Here is a 17,618-nt window from a genome sequence, read left to right as displayed (position 1 = left end):
GAGGAATCATGACGGACACCCTCACGACCGAAGCCGCACCCGTGGACGTCACCGGGGAGGACCCGGGTGTCACCCCGGCCGGGACCGACATCGGCAGGCGCCCGCCGAAGGCCGCCCCGGAGGAGGCGGCGGACTGGGCAGGCCGTTCGCTGGACGACGCGATTGCCCGCTCGTTCGAGATCATCGACGGGGTGATGGCCTCGTTCCCGATCGTGGGGACGTACTGGCTGTTCTCCGGCGGGAACGACAGCGTGATCCTGGGCCACCTGCTGCGGGGGCGCTACGACGGGGTCCTGCACGTCAACACCGGCACGGGTGTGCCGGAGACGTCGCAACACGTGCGCGACGTCGCCGCCGCGTGGGGCGAGCGCTTGCACGAGCTGCGACCGAAGAACAGCTACGCGGACCTGGTCATGGGCCGGGTCATCGCCGCCACCGGGCCGAACGCGGGCAAACGCGCCGTCTGGCGCGGTTTCCCCGGCCCGCCCGGGCACCGGGTGATGTACCGACACCTCAAGGACGAACCCCTGATGAGGTTCCGCCGCAGCGTCGTCGGCACCCACGGGCGCACCCGCAAGGTGGCGTTCCTGGGCGGCATGCGCTGGGCCGAGAGCGACCGGCGATGGCGCAACGCGGAAGCCGTCGACCCCGACGGCGCGATCGTGTGGACATCCCCGCTCGTGCACTGGACCAACGAGCACATGAAGGAGTACCGGTCGCTGCACCGGTGCTCCCGCGACCACACCCACGCCCTCCACCGGCTGTGCTTCGACGGGGCGTTGCCGTTGAACGAGGTCACCGAGCACCTGCACATGTCGGCGGAGTGCCTGTGCGGGGCCTACGCCAAGCCCGGTGAACTCGAAGAGATCGAGTTCTTCTACCCGCACGCCGCCGAACCCCTGCGTGCGTTGGAGCGCGAGGCGAACGCGGCCGGGATCGAAGGCTGCCGGTGGGGCCGCAAACCACCGCCCGGCACACCCGACGGCGACGGCGAGCAGGGCCCCGGAGGACGGCTGTGCTCCTCGTGCGAGCTGGCCCCGGGGGAGGGGGCGGACCCGCTGGACCGGTGGCTCGAACTCGGACTCATCACAGCCGAGCAGCATGCCGACCTGACCGGCGTGCCTGCCGAAGTCCGCGCATCGGTTGCGGGTTCGGCGGCGCCGAGCGATTTCGGGTGGCTGTCGGCGTTGCTCCCGCCGCCGGTGGCCCCGGCGTGCCCGCAATGCCGCACCCCAATGGCCCTGGGCGCGATCCCGCTCCTGTGGGAGTGCCCGCGATGCGAACACCCGGCGGCGCCGGTACCCCAGCCCACGCACGACGAGGGTGGAAGGAAAGCGGCGTGAGCGTCCACACCCACCCCTGCGGGATGCAGGACGTTCGGATCCATGCGCCCGGCCGGGACGAAGCCTTCGACGTGCAGGCGTGGTTCGCGTTCACCCGCTCCGACCCCGTGTTGGGGCTGGACGTGGAGACCCGCGCGATCGTCAACGGCGGACCCGGCCACTTCGGGCCCGACAGCGCCGTTCGTCTCGTGCAGTTCGGCACCCCGACCGCCGCGTGGGTTTTGGACCCGGCGGTGCCCGAGCAACACGCCGCCATCCGCACGGTGCTGACCGACCCGGCACGCAGGTTCGTCACCCACACCACCTACGACACCCTCGCCATCCGCGCCCACCTCGGCATCGACCTGGGATATCGAGTCGCCGACACACACCTGTTGTCCAAACTGGTCAACCCGGACGAACGCGCAGGCCACGGGCTGAAGGAACTGACCCTGCGGCACCTGGACGACGGCTTGGTGACCGCCAGGGAGGCGCTGTACGAGCGCATGCGCTCGCTCGCCCCGACCGGACACCGGGCCGGTGATGCCGCCCTGACCTGGGGATGGAACAACATCCCTACCGACGACCCCGCGTACGTCGTGTACGCGGGGCTGGACGCGGTCTACGTCCGACGGCTGTTCCCGCTCCTGCTCGCCCGGTGCGCACCGTTCTCCCACCTCGTACCGGTCGAACACTGGCTGTCCGCCCAATCGGTCGGCATCACCGCCCGCGGCCTGCTCCTGGACGTCGACTACACCCGCAACCTGCTCGACCAGGTCCGGACCGAGCACACCACCGCGGCCGGGCTGATCGAGGCCGAACTGGGATTCCCCGGTGGCAGCCCGAAGTTCGCCGCCTGGGTCGCGGACAACGTCGGCACCGAGCTGCCGCGCACGGCCACCGGCCGACCGCAGGTCACCCGGGACGTCCTCGATCACCTGGCCGAGGAAGTCGATGCCGGGCGCCTTGCCGTCTCCGAGGAGGCGACACGGATGCTTGCCGCGCGCCGGACGATGGCGGCCACGTCCAACACCCTGTCGAACCTGAAGGGCTTTCTGGCCGCCGCAGATCCGGGCGGACGGGTGCATCCGCAGATCAACACGTTGCGGGCCCGTACCGGCCGCATGTCCGTGACCGCGCCCGCACTCCAGACCCTCAAGAAGCACGACCCGCGCCTACGGCACTGCTTCCGCGCCGACCCCGGACACACCCTCGTTGCCTGCGACTTCGCACAGGTGGAGATTCGGGTGGCCGCAGCCCTCAGCCGCGACGCCACCCTGACCAGGGTCATTGCCTCCGGGGTGGACATCCACGACGCCACCGCAGAGCTCATGTACGGGCCCGACTTCACCAAGGAACAGCGCACGATCAGCAAACGGGCAACGTTCGGAACCGTGTACGGCGGGGGTGCCCGCGCGCTTGCCGCACAGACCGGCGTCCCTGTCGCCACCGCGAAAGGCGTGATCGACCGGTGGCGGCGCGCGTACCCGGACGTCGTCCGCTACGGACGCGCCATCGCCGAACTCCCCGTCGTGGTCACCGGCTCCGGGCGGCGCATCCCCGCGGACCCGGAACGGCCGTACGCGAACGGGAACTACGCGATCCAGTCCACCGCCCGTGACCTGCTGGTCGCCGCCGTGCACGACCTGATCGTGTCGCGGGGGATGCCCGGCGAGTGGCTGTGGCTGTTCGTTCACGACGAAGTCATCGTCCACGTCCCCACCGACCAGGCAGAGCACGTCCGCGACCTGCTCACCGACGCCATGACCGGCACCTATCGGGGCGTCCCCATCGCCGCCGACGCCGAGATCCTCGGCACCCACTGGGGTCGCCTCGCCGACCCAGAAACCGTGCACGCGCCCGCCTAGAGGAGGCACCGGGATGCCCATCGGAAGCACCACCGTGACCATCGTCGGCAACCTGTGCGCCGACCCGGAACTCACCCACACCACCGCGGGAGTGCCCCGCGCGGCGTTCACCGTCGCGTCCACCACCCGCGTCTACGACAAGCCGTCCGGCGAATGGCGCGACGGCGACACCCTGTTCCTGCGCTGCTCGGCCTGGCGCACCCTCGCCGAGAACGTCACCGCCTCCCTGACCAAGGGATCGCGCGTCGTGGTCACCGGCACTCTGCGGCAGTTCGAGATGCAGACGGCCGACGGCATGCGCACCGGATACGGCCTGGACATCGAGGACATCGGCGCGAGCCTCAAGCACGCCACCGCCGACATCCACCGCACCACCCGCAGCGCCACCGCGGGGGCCGGGGCGGGCGCGATGGACAAGCCGCCGTTCTGATCGTGCCGGACCGGGTGCCCGCCTTCCGCCAAGTCGCCGGGCACCCGGCCCTCTCCTCCCGACAGACAGGAGAACCCCAGCATGACGCCTGACCGCTCCACGTCCCAGCCCTTCACGCCGCGCCACCCGGTGTGGCGTGGCGTGCGGGCCGCCGCGCTCGCAACTGCCGAGTGCCGGGGCATGGCCGTCTTCCCCACCACCGCGGTCAAGACCCCGGCCCTTCCCACCGCGCACCCCGACGCCCAGACGGTGTGCCGGGGCGAGTGCGGGCAGCTCGGGCACGGCGTCCACGACGCCACCGCCGACCCGCGACGAGTCCGCGCCCTGTTCGCCGCCACCCAGGGCGTCCACGGCTACGGCATCGCCTGCGGACGCGCCCCACACCACCTGATCGGGCTCGACCTCGACCGCAAGAACGGCCTGGACGGCGTGGCCGCGCTCGCTGACCTGGCCGCGCGGCACGGCTTCACCGTCCCCGACACCATCACCGTGGCCACCCCCTCGGGCGGGCTGCACCTGTGGTTCACCGCCCCGGCCGGGGCGCGGGTGACGAACTCGGCGAGCAGGTTGGGTCCCGGCATCGACGTGCGCGGCACGGGCGGTTACGTGATCGGCCCCGGCTCGCGTACGGACTTCGGCCGGTACGCCTACCTCGAACCGGGCCCGCTCGCCGCCGTCCCCGCGCCCCTGCTCGACCTGATGCTTCGCCCTCAGCCAGCCGCCCAGCGCCTGGCCACGCGGGTACGCAGGGCGGGATCCGGTGAAGTGGGGGCGTTGGCGGGGTTCGTGCGCAACGCCCCGAAGGGGCAGTTGAACAACCGCCTGTATTGGGCGAGTTGCCGGGCTTTCGCCGACCCGCGCATCGACCCCGACACCGCCGCCGATGAACTGCTCGCCGCCGCCGTGGAGGCCGGACACCCCGCGCCGGGCGCACGGCGCACCATCGCGAGCGGGCGCCGCACCGCCGGGGCGGGGGAGCGGCCGTGAGCGGCGACAAGGGTCCCTCGCAGGCCACCGCGCTCGTGTCCCTGGCCCGGGCCGCGTTCGACCTGGTCGTGTCGGAGGACGCCCGCCCGTACGGCGTGCGCCGCAACGGCCCCAACATCGCCATGCCCCTGCGCGGAAAAGCCGGTCTGCGGGCCGAGTTGGCCCGCCGGTTCACCGACGCCAACGGCGGCAACGTCCCCTCCCAGTCCGCGCTCGCCGACGCCATGACCGTGCTCGAAGGCATCGCCGCGGCGACCGACCCGATCCCCGTCCACCTGCGAGTCGCTGGGGACGCCGAGCTCGTCGTGATCGACCTGGGCACGGCCGACGGACGGTGCGTGATCGCCGAACCCGACGGGTGGCACGTCGCCGAGCGCGCACCCGTCCTGTTCCGCCGCTCCGGGGCGATGTCCCCGATGCCCGAACCCATCCGCGACGACGTCGGGTTCGCGCACCTGCGGGACCTGCTCAACATGGACGACACCACGTTCCATCAGTTGGTCGCCTGGCTGGTCGCGGCGTGGATCCCGCACATCCCGCACCCCGTCCTGACGTTCAAGGGCGAACAGGGCACCGGCAAGTCCAAGGCCGCGCAACTGGTGATCGGACTGGTGGACGCCTCACCCGCCACCAAGCGCAGCCAACCGCGCGATGTCAAGACCTGGGCCACACAGGCGTTCAACTCCTGGGCCCTGTGCCTGGACAACGTCTCCACCATCCCGCCGTGGCTCTCCGACACCCTGTGCAAGGCGGTCACCGGCGACGGGATCATCGACCGCGCGCTCTACACCGACGACGACGTCGTCGTACTCACGTTCCGCCGGGTGCTCGCCATGACCACCATCGACGCCGGAGCCTTCGCGGGAGACCTGGCCGAACGCCTGCTCATGCTCGACCTCCAACTGATCGAGGAACACCACCGCCGCAGCGAGGAGGACCTGGACCGCACCTACGCCACCGCCCGCCCGAACGTGCTCGCCGCCCTGCTCGACCTGTTGTGCGAGGTGCTGCGCGTGCTGCCCGACGTGCGGTTGGAGCGCATGCCGCGCATGGCCGACTACGCGCGCGTGCTCGCCGCCGTGGACACCGTCCAGGGATGGAACACCCTGGACAACTACGTGGCTTCGTCACAACGTGTCGCCGCCGACGCGTTGGAGGGCGACCCGTTCGGATCCGCCGTCGCGCACTTCATCGAGACCCATGGCGCGTGGACTGGTACTACCGCGCACCTGCTCGACCTCATCCCGCCGCCCGAGACGCACCACCCCAAGTGGCCCAAGGACGCAACCCGGGCCGGCGGGCAACTCCGACGCCTGGCGCCGCTGTTCCGGTCGATCGGAATCACCTACGACGACACGGCGCGAAGCTCGGACCGGCACCGCCACCGACTCATCACACTCACGTGTCCAGAGATAGTCCGCAAGACAGCGTCCAACGCGTCCACAGCGTCCGTTACCCCCGCTGACCTGCCGCTTCCGACGGACACAACGGTGCGCGCCAGCGTCCACACCGAGGGCGGCCAGCGTCCGCAGAACACCGATGCGGACGCTACCTACACCGCCCCGGACACTGCCGCGACGGCAGTGTCCGAAGTACTGGACGGCGTTGACCAGGGGAAACACGGGTCGCCGGACACTGCGGGCCCTGTGGACGCTGGAATGCGGTCAATCTCTGGCTATTACCTGCTCTGCGCCACGTGCGGCGACCCTGTTGACCCTGCCGACACGGCCGCAGGCCACCTCACACACCCCGGCTGCGCGCCGTGAGAGCGCGCGGCCGGGAACGCGTACTCGCCCGGACGCTGGCGGCCCGCACCCGAACTCTGCACCACCTATTCCATCACCGCTCGGACCGGGAGGAACCCGTGACCGTCAGTCGTGATCCGATGCTCACCATCCCCGAGGTGATCGAGGAGTTGGGCGTCCCGCGCTCCACCTACTACCGGTGGCGTCAGACCGGGAAGGCGCCCAAGTCCATCAAGCTGCCGAACGGGGCCGTTCGCGTGCGCCGGTCCGAGTTCGACCGGTGGCTGTCGGCACACGAGGAGGCCGCGTGACCAACGGAGCGGCGGCTAACGCCGGTCGTGACGTCCCCGAAGGGTTCTCCTTCGACGTGCGGTTGTGGGGGATCAGCAAGGCACCGAGCAAGTCCGCGCCGCATCGGCTCCGGTGGAAGGTCGCCGGGGAGGGAACGGGGGAGTCGTTCGCCACCCTGCCACTCGCTAACGGGCGCAGGTCCGAGCTGTGGCAGGCGATGCGCCGCGGGGAGCCGTTCCATATCGAGACCGGTCTTCCGGAGTCCGAGTACCGGGCCAAGATGCGTGCGGAAGCCGAAGCGGAGGCCGTGGAGGCGGAGCCGTTGCCGGGGGACGCCCTTTGGCCCGACTTTTGCCGCGCGTACCTGAAGGCACGGTGGAAGGTGCTCGCGGCCAAGACCCGGGAGGGGATCGCGGACAGTCTCGCCGCGGCCGCCTTGGCGATGGTGGATGACTCGACCGGCGCCCCGGACGCCATGGCGATTCGAGGGGTGATCCGGTGGGTCGTTGTACCCGGGCAGGAAGACCGGGGCATCCCGGAAGGGCTTCGGCAGGCTCATGCATGGCTCGGGAAGCACGCCCGCCCGGTGTCCGCTCTGGCCGACCCGGCCGTGGTGAGGGAGGTGCAGTACCGGATCACCTACAAGCTCGACGGCAACCCCGCGGCGGCCGAGACCGTCAAGCGACGACGACGCGGCCTCAACACGGCGATCGAGTACGCGCTGGAAACCAAGGCGTTGACCGAGCATCCACTCAAGGGCGTCAAGTGGCCCCAGGTGGGTCAGACCGTGCAAGCGCTCGATCCGCGCGTGGTCCCGAACCCGACCCAGGCCCGGGAAATCCTCACGGCCGTGTCGTACGTCGGGTCGTGGAGCCGCAGGCGGGGGCGCCGTCTCGTGGCGTTCTTCGCGGTCCAGTACTACGCCGCGCTCCGGCCCGCCGAAGCGGTCGGCCTCAAGGAGAGGGACTGTCACCTCCCCGATGAGGCGTGGGGCACCCTGACCCTTCGCGAGACGCGGCCGGTCTCGGGGAAGCAATGGACCGACTCCGGCGAGCGGCACGACGCCCGGGGCCTCAAGGCGCGGGCTGCGAACACCGACCGACCGGTACCGATCCCGCCCGTCCTGGTAGCCATCCTGAAGGCGCACCTGAAGGAGTTCGGCACGGCCAAGGAGGGGCGGCTCTTCGGTAACGAGCGGGGCGATTTGGTGGGCACGTCCACCTACTGGCGAGTGTGGGTGGAGGCCCGTGCGCTCGCCCTGCCGCCGGTTCAGTGGCACTCGATCGTGGCGGAAAGGCCGTACGACGCCCGGCATGCGGCGATCACCGAGTGGTTGAACGCCGGTGTCCCGGTGGCCGAAGTCGCGCGCCGGGCGGGCAATTCGCCTGAAGTCATCCACAGGCGGTACGAGGGGTGTGTGTACGGCGCGGAGGAGGCGGCCAACAAGAAGATCGACCAGGCCCTGAAGGACGCGCACGGCGAGTGACAGGCTCTGGCGCAGGTCTGGCGCGAACAGCGCTACACAACGATGAAGGCTCGGACTCAGTAAGACTGAGTCCGAGCCTTCATTGCGTCTGTTCCTGCTGGTCAAGTCCCACTTACACACTCTGACCAGTACGTGCCCCTGGCAGGATTCGAACCTGCGCACACGGCTCCGGAGGCGCCTGCCGATCGTTGCGAACGCGCCGATCAGCGGGACTCTACCGCCCGAGCACGGGTCGCCTGTCCACGAATAGTCCACACCGCCGGTGGGTCCTCGGGGGCCGCAGCCGTCGCGCTGAGCTGCGGATGAGTGTTTACCTTCGCGTTGATCGTCGGGGCAGGAGCATGGTCGGGGGGCCATACGCTGCTCGGGCGAAGGGAGGCCGCAGGCATCCCCACCCGGTTTTGGCCTCCCTGGCCCCCCGTCCTTGCTCCTGGTGGGCCCCCGGCGATCGACGCGAAGGTAAAGACTCGTTCGCGGCGGACCCGGCCCGACGCGACCTCGTCCCGGGCTGGCGGCGCGTGGCCGGGGGCCGGTCGGCGTGGGGCGAAGACAGGAGCGGCGGCCGGGCCCCGGACGCGCGCCCCGCGCCGTGCGCGGGGCGAGCGGACTCCTTGAACACGTAGGGAAAGTTTGAACCAGCTCCAGCGCATAGGGCACGTAGATCAACTGCATCCCCGACGCGCACCGTCGCTCGACGGGTGGGCAAACCACAACCTCGATAGGGTAGGTGCATCCCTAGGGAGACGAACAGGAGGGAATCATGGCTGAGACAGCCCGTCAGATCGCCGACGATTTGCGCGTCAGGATTGAGGCTGGAGAGTTCCCTCCAGGGAAGCGCCTCCCCGGTGAACCGGCATTGGTGAAGCAATACGGCGTCGCCAAGATGACTGCTAATGGCGCCCTAAAACTCCTGGTCAACGAAGGCTTGGCCTACTCCAAGCCCGGTTCTGGCACTTACGTTCGCGACTTCCAACCCCTTCGCCGCGTGGCGAACAAGCGAATGGCGCGGACCGGTTGGTCGTCCGGCCAGTCAGTCTGGTCCCCAGATTTGGGGAGGCGTGATCTTGTGGTTGCGGATATCCGGGTCAACGAAGTTGCGGCGCCACGTCAGGTTGCCCGTGCCTTGGGGTTGGACTCGCAAGACCTTGTCTTGGTCCGCAGCCGCCGCTTCCTGGTCGACGAGAAGCCTGTTCAGTTGGCCACGACCTACTATCCAGCGTCCCTCGTCGCCGGGTCGGCCATCACTCAGCAGAACACCGGCCCAGGGGGCGCATACGCGCGTCTCGCCGAGCTCGGGGCGGAACCTGTTCAGTTCGTGGAGGAGCTTCGTTCTCGGATGCCTTCCGGGACGGAAGCAGATCTACTTGCACTGCCAGCCGGAACGCCAGTGATGGAGATCTGCCGCACCGCGTTCACTGCGGACGGTGATCGAGTTGAGTTCAACCAGATGTTGCTGGATGCCGGGTCGTACGTTCTGGAGTACCACTTCACGAGCTGAGCATGCGGCACACCCAAAGGCCCACTTCGGTGGGCCTTTTGCGTTCCCGGAACTGTTCGTTCCGCATAAACATCACCGGATCACTTGACCTCCCTAGGGATGAAGAGTTTGAATCTTCCCTAGGGAGATTCCTTTCTGGGGCGCTGATGGCGCGCTTGGTTCAACTTCAAGGAGCAGTTGACGTGCGTTCGATTCCGGTGGACACGCAGGGTGCGATGGCGTTGATGGCCGTGTTGCCCGAGGTGAAGGTGAAGGACCGCAAGACGGGTGAGATCGCGATGGACGCGGACACGCAGGCGCCGATGATGACGCTGTCGGTGACGTTCATCCTGAACGGCGAGGCGAACATTCTTCAGTTGTCGGTGCCGCAGCCGGGTGTCCCGGAGGGTCTGACCCTGGGTATGCCGGTGGCGCTGACGGGGCTGGTCGCCCGGCCGTGGGAGAACAACTTCAACGGGCAGGCCCGGCACGGGATCGCGTTCCGCGCGGTGGCTGTCACCTCGTTGGCGGGCTGACCCGATGTCGGAGTTGTTGACGACGATGGTGGGCGTCGGGGGTCCGGCCGCTGCGGTGGTCGGCGGTGCGCGGATGGCCCGCCACCGGTACCCGTCGGTGCACTGGTCGGTGATCGGTCTGCCGGTGACGGTGGCGCGGATGCACCTGAGCTACCGGGACGTGATGGAGTCGTGCGGGTTGACGGCGACTCCGTCCCGTAGGGCTCGGGCCTCGGCTCGGATGCGCAACTCGGTCCCGGTGGCGGCGACTCCTCGGCGGGGGCGGCTGCGGCCGAACGCGTCCGGGTTCACCCTGCGGCTGCGGATGCGCCCGGGGCAGGACCCGTCCGACTTCGAGGCGGCGGCCGATCGACTGCGGCACGCGTGGGGCGTTCAGGCGGTTCACGTGCGGGCGGTCGAATCCGGCTGGGTGGAACTTCGCGTCCTCGGCCGGGACGTCCTGGCCGATGTTCGGATGCCTCGCGCCCGTGCCGAGTTCCTGCGGATCCCGGTCGCGCTGCGGGCCGATGGGCTGCCGTACGTGCGGGACTTCCGGACGGTGCCTCACGAGCTGAACCTCGGTGCCACGCAGTCGGGGAAGTCGGTCTATCAGCGCAGGTTGATCGAGGGTCTGGCACCTCAGCCGGTCGCGTTGGCGGCGGTGGACTGCAAGTGGGGTGTGGAGATGTCCCCGTTCGCGCCGCGCCTGTCGGCGCTGGCGATAGACCCGGATCAGGCCGAAGGGCTCCTTGATGCGCTGGTCGCGGAGATGGAGGACCGCTATCACGTGATCCGGCGGGCCCAGGGCATCTCGGCCGGTGTGGACGACGAGGAGATCACCTCGGACGTCTGGGGTCTGCCCGATGCGCTGCGGCCGGTTCCGATCGTGCTCCTGGTCGACGAGGTTGCCGAGTTGTTCCTGACGAGTGGGAGCAAGAGCGACGAACAGCGCCGTCAACGCCTGGTGACGTCGCTGATCCGCCTGGCCCAGCTCGGGCGGGCGGCGGCGATCTACCTGGAGGTGTGCGGTCAGCGCTTCGGCGCGGAACTGGGCAACGGCGCGACGATGCTCCGGGCCCAGCTCACCGGCCGCGTCTGCCACCGGGTCAACGACGAGGGCTCGGCCCGGATGGCGCTGGGCGACATCTCGGACGAGGCGGTCCAGGCGGCCACGGCCATCCCGGCGGATCGCCCCGGGACCTCGATCGTCGGCGACACCTCCGGCGGCTGGTCCCGCATCCGCACCCCGCATCACGAGCTGACCGATGTCGCGTGGACGTGCGCGGAGAACGCGCACATGGTCCCGGATCTGCCCGCGCTGGCCCCGTTCGCCCCGGCGGTGACCCTGGCGGTCCCCTCCGACGCGGTGGCGGCAAAAGCCTTGTAGGGCACCCCTGTTCGCCGGTGGCGCGACCGTTTCGCGCAGAGTCCCTACCACCGCCATGCCTCGAACCCAAAGGGAGAGAACCATGCCTCGTGGACCGTCCGCCCAGGAGATCGCCGCGTTCCTGCGGGACGTGCGCGAACACACGAAGAACGGCACCGACCCGGCCGCGCTCGCCGCCCGCAAGGCCGACCTGTTCGGGCGGATCGCCGCCGCCTGCCCGGAGGACAAGAACGCGGCCGAGGTCGCCGCATCGGCCCGCGCCGCCGCCGACCGCGCCCGGAACCGGTGATCGCGGTGGACGCGGAATCGGTGTCGGGGCTGCTGGGGCCGAACGCCACGGCCATGGACGTGATCGCGCCCGACGACCTGTTGACCGCCGTAAGTCGCCTCCGGGAAGCCCGGGACGAGGCGGATGACGTCATGCGCGTCGTCCTGGCCTTCGCCCGGGAGTTCGCCCGGCCGCGCCCGTATCGACTCGAAGACCTGGCCGAAGCGGCCGGGATGTCCATCTCGGGAGTCCGCACCGCCTACGGGGCCGAGCACATCGACACGGTGGCGACCCTCCTGGGCCGCACCCCGACGGGCCGGTGAGCCGCGTGGCCACCACTCGGCGTCCCCGGGCCCGCAAGTGCCCCGACTGCAAGGGATCGGGTCAGATCTCCACGACCGTGCGCGTCGGCAAGGGCTCGGCGGCCCGCCCGGTCGGTGAGCAGGAGGGCTTGTGCCTGACCTGCTTCGGGTCCGGTCTCGCGCGCCCGGCGAAGGAGGCGTGAGCATGCGTCGCCTTCCCCGGGTGTGGGCGGATCCGCTGCTGGTCCAGGCGGCCATCGCCGGTGCCCTGTCGTTCTCGCACCTGCACGACGTCGCCCAGGCGGCCGGACAATCCGGCTGGCAGGCGTGGGCCTACCCCATCTCGGTGGATCTGCTCCTGGTCGCGTCCTGGCGTCGGCTCCGCCTGGCCCGGTCCTCGAACGGCGCGACGAGCGCGCACGGTCCGTGGCTGTGGTTCCTGGTCGCACTCGCCGCCTCGCTCGGGGCGAACATCGCCACCGCCGGACTGCTCGACCTGGAGCACGTTCCCGCCTGGCTGCGGCTGATCGTCGCCGGATGGCCCGCCGTCGCGTTCCTCGGCGGAACCCTCCTGGTCCACCGCCCCGCCGACCCGGAACCCCAGCCGCGCATCGAACCCGAATCCGAGCCGCCGACCGCAGTCGCCGAAGTCGTCCACGACGGCCCGGCCGAAGAGCCACCCGCACCCACACGGGCCCCGGATCCTCCGGCGCTGCCTGCGGGCGCCGCCCGGGTCGCCCCGGCCCTGGTGGACCACGCCCGCCGGATCGCCGAACAGCACCACGCGGCGACCGGCGGCCCGATGACCGTGAGCGAGCTGCAAGCACGCCTGTCCGTGCCCGAATCCATGGCTGCGGCCATCCACGCCCAACTCTGAGAAAAGGAGAACCACCCGTGTTCGTCCGCAAGTTCCGCAACGTCGTCCGCATCGGCCCGGTCCAGGTCGGTACCCGCCGCGAGTCGGGCGGGATCATCCGCCACACCGCCGCCTGCACCGCCCCCGACTGCGGCTGGTCGGCCGCCTACGAACTGCGCCAGGGCGCCGAACTCGCCGCCCGTTCCCACCGCTGCACCGTCCGCTGACCGGAGGAATCCACCGTGAATGTCCACCTGATCACCGAACTCGCCGCGTCCCCCGCCGCCGTGCCCGCCGGAGGAAGCCCGGTCGCCATCGGCTCCGGGATCCTCCTTGCCGGGGGCGTCTACTACGTCGCGAAGTCGCGCGGCGTCGTCTTCCTGGTCCTGGTCGCGTTCGTCGCCGGGGTCATGCTCTCCGGCTCCACCGTCGCCGTGTCCCTCGCCGGGGCGGCCGACCACATCGTCGGCGGCATCTTCAACGGCGTCGCCAGCATCGCTTCCTGAACCCAACCAACAGGCACCTGACCGACCGACAGCCGAATTCCACTACCGAAGGAGATCGTCATGGCGAGGTGCTCGAACTGCAAGGGCAAGGGTTCCGTCCACATCCCGCGTAAGCAGGTCATGCCCGGATCGGTGCGCAACCTGCGCCGCGCCGAGCGCAACCCGGCGTGCCCCGACTGCAACGGCAGCGGCCAGAGCAACAGCAAGTAGTTCCGCCCCGGGGCGACCGTCCATCCGACCAAGAACGTCGGTCGCCCCGGGCTCCACAACCCCTCTTCAGAGATCAGGAGACATCCATCATGACGCACCACGCCTCGAAGCCCTGCCCGGACTGCGGCGGCCACGCCCGCGCCCACGTCGTCACCGGCGGCACCAAGGGCAACCGCACCACCCGACCGGTCAACTGCGCCACGTGCGGCGGAACCGGCAGCAAGCGGTGAGCGCGCACCGGAACCCGCCCCGCCGCTGCTCGTCCTGCGAGGGCACCCGCATGCGCCCGGTCAAGATCGTTCGCACGATCGGCGGTCACACGACCGTCACCCCGGGCCGCGAGAAGTGCCCCGTGTGCTCCACCAAGCGCGTCCGCTGACGCCTCGTCACCAGCTTCCCGCCCCGGACCGAATCGCCACACCGGTCCGGGGCTTCCTTCCCCTTGCCTCGGGAGATGACATGCCTTTCACCGACACGACGCTGTCCGCGTCCGTGGCCGGTGTGCCCCTGCTCGGCTGGGCCGCCCACTCGTGGTGGCTCACCCGTCGCCTGGCCACCGCCCGCCTGGACCCCCTGACCCACCTGCACACCCGCGACGCCTGGACCGCCCGCGCCCGCCGGATCGTCGCCCGGCCCCACGCGGTCGTCCTCCTCCTGGACGTGGACGACTTCAAGCGGATCAACGACACGTGGGGGCACCTCGCCGGTGACGAGGTGCTCGCGCAGACCGCACACCGCCTCGCCTCCTGGTGCGGCCCGGACGGCATCGCCGGGCGCCTGGGGGGCGACGAGTTCGCCGCCGCCCTACGCCTCCCGCCCGGCGGCGCGGCCCGCCGCCTCGACGCCCTTCGGGACAGGCTGACCTACCCGGTCCTGTGGAACGAGGAGGCGATCCCGGTCCGCGTCTCGGTCGGGGCCGCCCCGGTCGACGGATCCGTCCGCACGCTGTCCGAGACGCTGGGCGCCGCCGACCGGGCCATGTACGCGGCCAAGGGCACCCCGGGGCGCCGGTGACCCTCCCTGCCTTCGCCAACGATCGGGCGGTGCGGGACCTCGCCCGCATCGCCCGGGGCGGCAACGCCCCCGGCCTGGCCCGACAGTTCGCCAAGCTCGGCGGCTGCCTCAACCCCGTGCGCCTGGAGGGCACCCGCCTCGACGTCGACGGGCCCACCGGTGAGGTGCTGCGGGAGTTCTCCTCGCACGACACGGCGGCGGGCTGCGTCCTGGTCCGCTGCGGCAACCGCCGCACCTCCCGCTGCCCCGCCTGCGCGGAGACCTACCGCCGCGACACCTACCACCTCATCAGCGCGGGCCTGGCAGGCGGCAAGACCGTGCCCGACACGGTCGCCGCTCACCCCCGGGTATTCGCCACGCTCACCGCACCCTCGTTCGGGCCGGTCCACAACCGGCCCGGCCCCGGCCGCCCCTGCCGCTGCGGCACCCGGCACCACACCGACGATCCCGTACTCGGGTCACCCCTGGACGCGGACACCTACGACTACCCGGCGGCCGTGCTGTGGAACGCCCACGCGGGAGCACTGTGGGCCCGCTTCACCACCCTGCTGCGGCGGGCCCTCGCCTCGAAACTCGGTCTCACACGGCGGGAGTTCGAGCGCTCCGCCCGGGTGTCCTTCGCCAAGGTGGCCGAATTCCAGAAGCGCGGCGCCGTCCACTTCCATGCCGTGATCCGCATCGACGGACCCGGCCGGGACACGATCACCCCGCCGCCGCCCTGGGCGACCGTCGAACTCCTGGACACCGCCATCCGCACCGCCGCCGCCCGCGCCCGTGTACCCGGTCCCGAATCGGCCGGAGCCGATGTCCCCGAGCGCTTCGCCTGGGGCGCACAGGTCGACGTCCGCCCGATCCGCACCCGCGCCTTCGACGGCGGCTCACCGCTCACCGACCGCGCGGTCGCGGCCTACATCGCCAAGTACGCCACGAAGGGCGGTGAGGCGGTCCTCGGCAGCCTGGACCACCGCATCCGGCTCCTGGACGAACTCGCCGCACACGAGATGACCGACCACGCCCGGCGCCTGGTCGAAACCGCCTGGCACCTCGGAGACCGGCCCGAACTCGAAGAACTCGGCCTACGCCGCTGGGCACACATGCTCGGCTTCCGGGGCCACTTCTCCACCAAGTCCCGCCGCTACTCCACCACCCTCGGTCTGCTGCGGGCCGCCCGCGCCGCCTGGTGCGAGACGAAGAACCGTGCGGCAGCACAAGCGGCGGGCGCCTCCCTTCCGGACCCGGACACGACGCTCGTCGTCGCCTCCTGGACCTACACCGGCAGCGGACTCAGCCCCGGGGAGATCTGGCTCGCACGCGGCGCGACACCCGACCCGGACACCGCATGCGAAGCACTCGCAGACCTACGCGCACAGGAAGGAGAAGCGGCGTGAGCGCCAAGGGCGACGAAATGATGACGGTCAAGGAGATCTGCGCCGAACTCAAGGGCATCTCGCGCCGCACCTTCTATCGCTGGTGCGAGCTGGGAAAGGCGCCGCTCACGTTCAAGCTCCCGAACAACGAACTTCGGGTGTGGCGGAGCGACTTCACGGCGTGGCTGAACAACCTGGAGCGGTCCTCGTGAAGACCTTCAACGTGCGGGTCTGGAGCATCCGCAAGCGGTCGACCGCCAAGCCTTCGTACGACGTCCGCTGGAAGGTGGACGGGCAGATCTTCCCGGAGACCTTCCGCACGAAGGGCCTTGCCGACGCATTCCGGGGCAAGCTGCTCACGGCCGCCAAGAACGGCGAACCCTTCGACACGGAATCGGGATTGCCCGACTCGATGGCGCCTGCGGTCGCCTCGCGCACCTGGTACGACTTCGCCTGTGCCTACGCGGAACTCAAGTGGCCGTTCGCGGCGGCCAACTCCAGGGACAGCATCTCCGAGACCCTGACCGGGGTCACCATGGCGCTGATCGAGGACCGACCCGGCGGCCCGGACTCCGAGACGCTGCGGCGTGCCCTGCGCGGCTGGGCCTTCGTCGCCTCGAAGTCCCGGCCCGAGATGCCGACCGAGATCGCGAACGCGCTGCACTGGGTCGGGAAGGCGTCGCAACCGCTTGTCGTCCTGGAGGAGCCGGTCGTCGTGCGCGCGGTCCTCGGGGCCCTGGCGCTGAAGATGTCCGGCAGCCCGGCCGCCGCCGAAACGGTGCGCCGCAAGCGCTCGGTCTTCCATGGGGCTCTCGTTCACGCGGTCGAACTCGGAGAGTTCTCCGAGCACCCGATGGACCGCGTCAAGTGGTCGCCTCCCAAGATTGTCAAAGAGGTGGACCGCCGGGTCGTGATCAACCCGAAGCAGGCGCGCGAACTCCTCACCGCGTTGACGTACGTGGGCACGTTCGGGCGGGCTCGGGGCCGCCGCCTGGTCGCGCTGTTCGGCTGCATGTACTACGGCGGTCTGCGCCCGGCGGAAGCCATCGGTCTCCGCACGGTCGACTGCTCCTTGCCCCCGGCAGGCTGGGGCACGCTCACGCTGCGGAGGACACGGCCCACCGCGGGGAAGCGTTGGACCGACTCCGGCGACGTGCACGACGATCGGGGGCTCAAGAACCGCTCGCAGGAGGACGCGGAGACCCGCGAGGTGCCGATCCCGCCGGTCCTGGTCGCGCTGCTGCGGTGGCACCTGGTCAGGTTCCCGGCGAAGGACGGGCGCGTCTTCGGCAACGAACGCGGCGGCGTGCTCGGTTCGTCCACCTATTCGCGGGCCTGGGAGGAGGCGCGGCGGTTGGCCTTCACGCCCGCGCAGGTGGAGTCACCGTTGGCGGGCACGCCGTACGACCTGCGGCACGCGGCGCTGTCGTCCTGGTTGAACGCGGGCATGGACCCGGCGGAGGTCGCTCGGCGCGCGGGCAACTCGGTGGAGGTCCTGATGAGCCGCTACGTGAAGTGCCTCGACGGCCGAGACGAGATCAACAACGGCAAGGTGGATGCCCTGTTGCGCCACACCGACTGACCGAC

General features: G+C 70.5%; 22 protein-coding genes. All 22 read left to right on the top strand.

What is annotated here, in order from left to right:
- The first annotated feature begins 8 nt into the window (after positions 1–8).
- A complete protein-coding gene (locus tag ACIBSV_RS23480; RefSeq protein WP_395866053.1) occupies positions 9–1,343 on the top strand; it encodes a phosphoadenosine phosphosulfate reductase family protein in 1,335 nt (444 codons plus the stop codon).
- Positions 1,340–3,190 (top strand): DNA polymerase, encoded by a 1,851-nt coding sequence (locus ACIBSV_RS23475; RefSeq protein WP_395866051.1) that lies wholly within the window; start codon positions 1,340–1,342, stop codon positions 3,188–3,190. The genes ACIBSV_RS23480 and ACIBSV_RS23475 overlap by 4 nt, the downstream gene beginning before the upstream one ends.
- Positions 3,191–3,203: 13 nt before the next feature.
- The gene (gene ssb, locus ACIBSV_RS23470; RefSeq protein ID WP_395866049.1) at positions 3,204–3,620 is read left to right on the top strand and encodes a single-stranded DNA-binding protein; all 417 of its coding nucleotides are present in this window, start codon (positions 3,204–3,206) and stop codon (positions 3,618–3,620) included.
- Positions 3,621–3,701: 81 nt separating this feature from the next.
- Complete coding sequence (locus tag ACIBSV_RS23465) at positions 3,702–4,607, top strand: bifunctional DNA primase/polymerase (RefSeq protein WP_395866047.1); 906 nt, start codon at positions 3,702–3,704, stop codon at positions 4,605–4,607.
- Positions 4,604–6,373 (top strand): ATP-binding protein, encoded by a 1,770-nt coding sequence (locus ACIBSV_RS23460; RefSeq protein WP_395866045.1) that lies wholly within the window; start codon positions 4,604–4,606, stop codon positions 6,371–6,373. Before ACIBSV_RS23465 ends, ACIBSV_RS23460 begins: the two co-directional genes overlap by 4 nt.
- Before the next feature lie 119 nt (positions 6,374–6,492).
- Positions 6,493–6,663 (top strand): helix-turn-helix transcriptional regulator, encoded by a 171-nt coding sequence (locus ACIBSV_RS23455; protein ID WP_395866506.1) that lies wholly within the window; start codon positions 6,493–6,495, stop codon positions 6,661–6,663.
- Positions 6,660–8,129, top strand: coding sequence for a tyrosine-type recombinase/integrase (locus ACIBSV_RS23450; protein WP_395866043.1), 1,470 nt, complete (start codon positions 6,660–6,662; stop codon positions 8,127–8,129). The genes ACIBSV_RS23455 and ACIBSV_RS23450 overlap by 4 nt, the downstream gene beginning before the upstream one ends.
- Positions 8,130–8,889: 760 nt before the next feature.
- Entirely contained in the window at positions 8,890–9,627 is a 738-nt protein-coding gene (locus ACIBSV_RS23445) for a GntR family transcriptional regulator (protein WP_395866041.1), read from the top strand.
- Positions 9,628–9,809: 182 nt separating this feature from the next.
- The gene (locus ACIBSV_RS23440) at positions 9,810–10,142 is read left to right on the top strand and encodes a hypothetical protein (protein ID WP_395866039.1); all 333 of its coding nucleotides are present in this window, start codon (positions 9,810–9,812) and stop codon (positions 10,140–10,142) included.
- Between the two features lie 4 nt (positions 10,143–10,146).
- Positions 10,147–11,508 (top strand): FtsK/SpoIIIE domain-containing protein, encoded by a 1,362-nt coding sequence (locus tag ACIBSV_RS23435; protein WP_395866037.1) that lies wholly within the window; start codon positions 10,147–10,149, stop codon positions 11,506–11,508.
- Positions 11,509–11,590: 82 nt separating this feature from the next.
- Positions 11,591–11,797, top strand: a complete 207-nt coding sequence (locus tag ACIBSV_RS23430; RefSeq protein ID WP_395866035.1) for a hypothetical protein — start codon at positions 11,591–11,593, stop codon at positions 11,795–11,797.
- Between the two features lie 5 nt (positions 11,798–11,802).
- The gene (locus tag ACIBSV_RS23425) at positions 11,803–12,099 is read left to right on the top strand and encodes a hypothetical protein (RefSeq protein WP_395866034.1); all 297 of its coding nucleotides are present in this window, start codon (positions 11,803–11,805) and stop codon (positions 12,097–12,099) included.
- Positions 12,100–12,104: 5 nt separating this feature from the next.
- A complete protein-coding gene (locus tag ACIBSV_RS23420) occupies positions 12,105–12,281 on the top strand; it encodes a hypothetical protein (RefSeq protein WP_395866033.1) in 177 nt (58 codons plus the stop codon).
- Positions 12,282–12,283: 2 nt separating this feature from the next.
- A complete protein-coding gene (locus tag ACIBSV_RS23415; RefSeq protein WP_395866032.1) occupies positions 12,284–12,955 on the top strand; it encodes a DUF2637 domain-containing protein in 672 nt (223 codons plus the stop codon).
- 17 nt (positions 12,956–12,972) lie between these two features.
- Positions 12,973–13,161 (top strand): mobile element transfer protein, encoded by a 189-nt coding sequence (locus tag ACIBSV_RS23410; RefSeq protein WP_395866030.1) that lies wholly within the window; start codon positions 12,973–12,975, stop codon positions 13,159–13,161.
- Between the two features lie 15 nt (positions 13,162–13,176).
- Positions 13,177–13,440, top strand: a complete 264-nt coding sequence (locus tag ACIBSV_RS23405) for a hypothetical protein (RefSeq protein ID WP_395866028.1) — start codon at positions 13,177–13,179, stop codon at positions 13,438–13,440.
- A 60-nt stretch (positions 13,441–13,500) separates the two neighbouring features.
- Entirely contained in the window at positions 13,501–13,650 is a 150-nt protein-coding gene (locus tag ACIBSV_RS23400; protein WP_395866026.1) for a hypothetical protein, read from the top strand.
- A gap of 89 nt (positions 13,651–13,739) precedes the next feature.
- On the top strand, positions 13,740–13,880 hold the full coding sequence (locus ACIBSV_RS23395) for a hypothetical protein (protein ID WP_395866024.1): 141 nt from the start codon (positions 13,740–13,742) through the stop codon (positions 13,878–13,880).
- Positions 13,881–14,109: 229 nt separating this feature from the next.
- Positions 14,110–14,664 (top strand): GGDEF domain-containing protein, encoded by a 555-nt coding sequence (locus ACIBSV_RS23390; protein ID WP_395866022.1) that lies wholly within the window; start codon positions 14,110–14,112, stop codon positions 14,662–14,664.
- Positions 14,661–16,052, top strand: a complete 1,392-nt coding sequence (locus tag ACIBSV_RS23385) for a replication initiator (protein WP_395866021.1) — start codon at positions 14,661–14,663, stop codon at positions 16,050–16,052. Before ACIBSV_RS23390 ends, ACIBSV_RS23385 begins: the two co-directional genes overlap by 4 nt.
- A 20-nt stretch (positions 16,053–16,072) precedes the next feature.
- Positions 16,073–16,243 carry a helix-turn-helix transcriptional regulator gene (locus tag ACIBSV_RS23380; RefSeq protein WP_395866504.1) on the top strand — a complete coding sequence of 57 codons (171 nt, stop codon included), beginning with the start codon at positions 16,073–16,075 and terminating at the stop codon, positions 16,241–16,243.
- Positions 16,240–17,613: a tyrosine-type recombinase/integrase gene (locus ACIBSV_RS23375; RefSeq protein ID WP_395866019.1), complete on the top strand. Its 1,374-nt coding sequence runs from the start codon at positions 16,240–16,242 to the stop codon at positions 17,611–17,613. The genes ACIBSV_RS23380 and ACIBSV_RS23375 overlap by 4 nt, the downstream gene beginning before the upstream one ends.
- The last annotated feature ends 5 nt before the right edge of the window (positions 17,614–17,618 follow it).

This window comes from Embleya sp. NPDC050154, assembly GCF_044460165.1.
Lineage (GTDB): Bacteria > Actinomycetota > Actinomycetes > Streptomycetales > Streptomycetaceae > Embleya.
Note: the sequence above shows the minus strand (reverse complement) of the source record. Positions and strands in the feature narration are given on the sequence as shown.

Coding starts and splice junctions, on each gene's coding strand:
- ACIBSV_RS23480 (WP_395866053.1), top strand. CDS start 9: ATGACGGACACCCTCACGACCGAAGCCGCACCCGTGGACGTCACCGGG.
- ssb (WP_395866049.1), top strand. CDS start 3,204: ATGCCCATCGGAAGCACCACCGTGACCATCGTCGGCAACCTGTGCGCC.
- ACIBSV_RS23465 (WP_395866047.1), top strand. CDS start 3,702: ATGACGCCTGACCGCTCCACGTCCCAGCCCTTCACGCCGCGCCACCCG.
- ACIBSV_RS23455 (WP_395866506.1), top strand. CDS start 6,493: ATGCTCACCATCCCCGAGGTGATCGAGGAGTTGGGCGTCCCGCGCTCC.
- ACIBSV_RS23445 (WP_395866041.1), top strand. CDS start 8,890: ATGGCTGAGACAGCCCGTCAGATCGCCGACGATTTGCGCGTCAGGATT.
- ACIBSV_RS23435 (WP_395866037.1), top strand. CDS start 10,147: ATGTCGGAGTTGTTGACGACGATGGTGGGCGTCGGGGGTCCGGCCGCT.
- ACIBSV_RS23430 (WP_395866035.1), top strand. CDS start 11,591: ATGCCTCGTGGACCGTCCGCCCAGGAGATCGCCGCGTTCCTGCGGGAC.
- ACIBSV_RS23415 (WP_395866032.1), top strand. CDS start 12,284: ATGCGTCGCCTTCCCCGGGTGTGGGCGGATCCGCTGCTGGTCCAGGCG.
- ACIBSV_RS23400 (WP_395866026.1), top strand. CDS start 13,501: ATGGCGAGGTGCTCGAACTGCAAGGGCAAGGGTTCCGTCCACATCCCG.
- ACIBSV_RS23395 (WP_395866024.1), top strand. CDS start 13,740: ATGACGCACCACGCCTCGAAGCCCTGCCCGGACTGCGGCGGCCACGCC.
- ACIBSV_RS23390 (WP_395866022.1), top strand. CDS start 14,110: ATGCCTTTCACCGACACGACGCTGTCCGCGTCCGTGGCCGGTGTGCCC.
- ACIBSV_RS23380 (WP_395866504.1), top strand. CDS start 16,073: ATGACGGTCAAGGAGATCTGCGCCGAACTCAAGGGCATCTCGCGCCGC.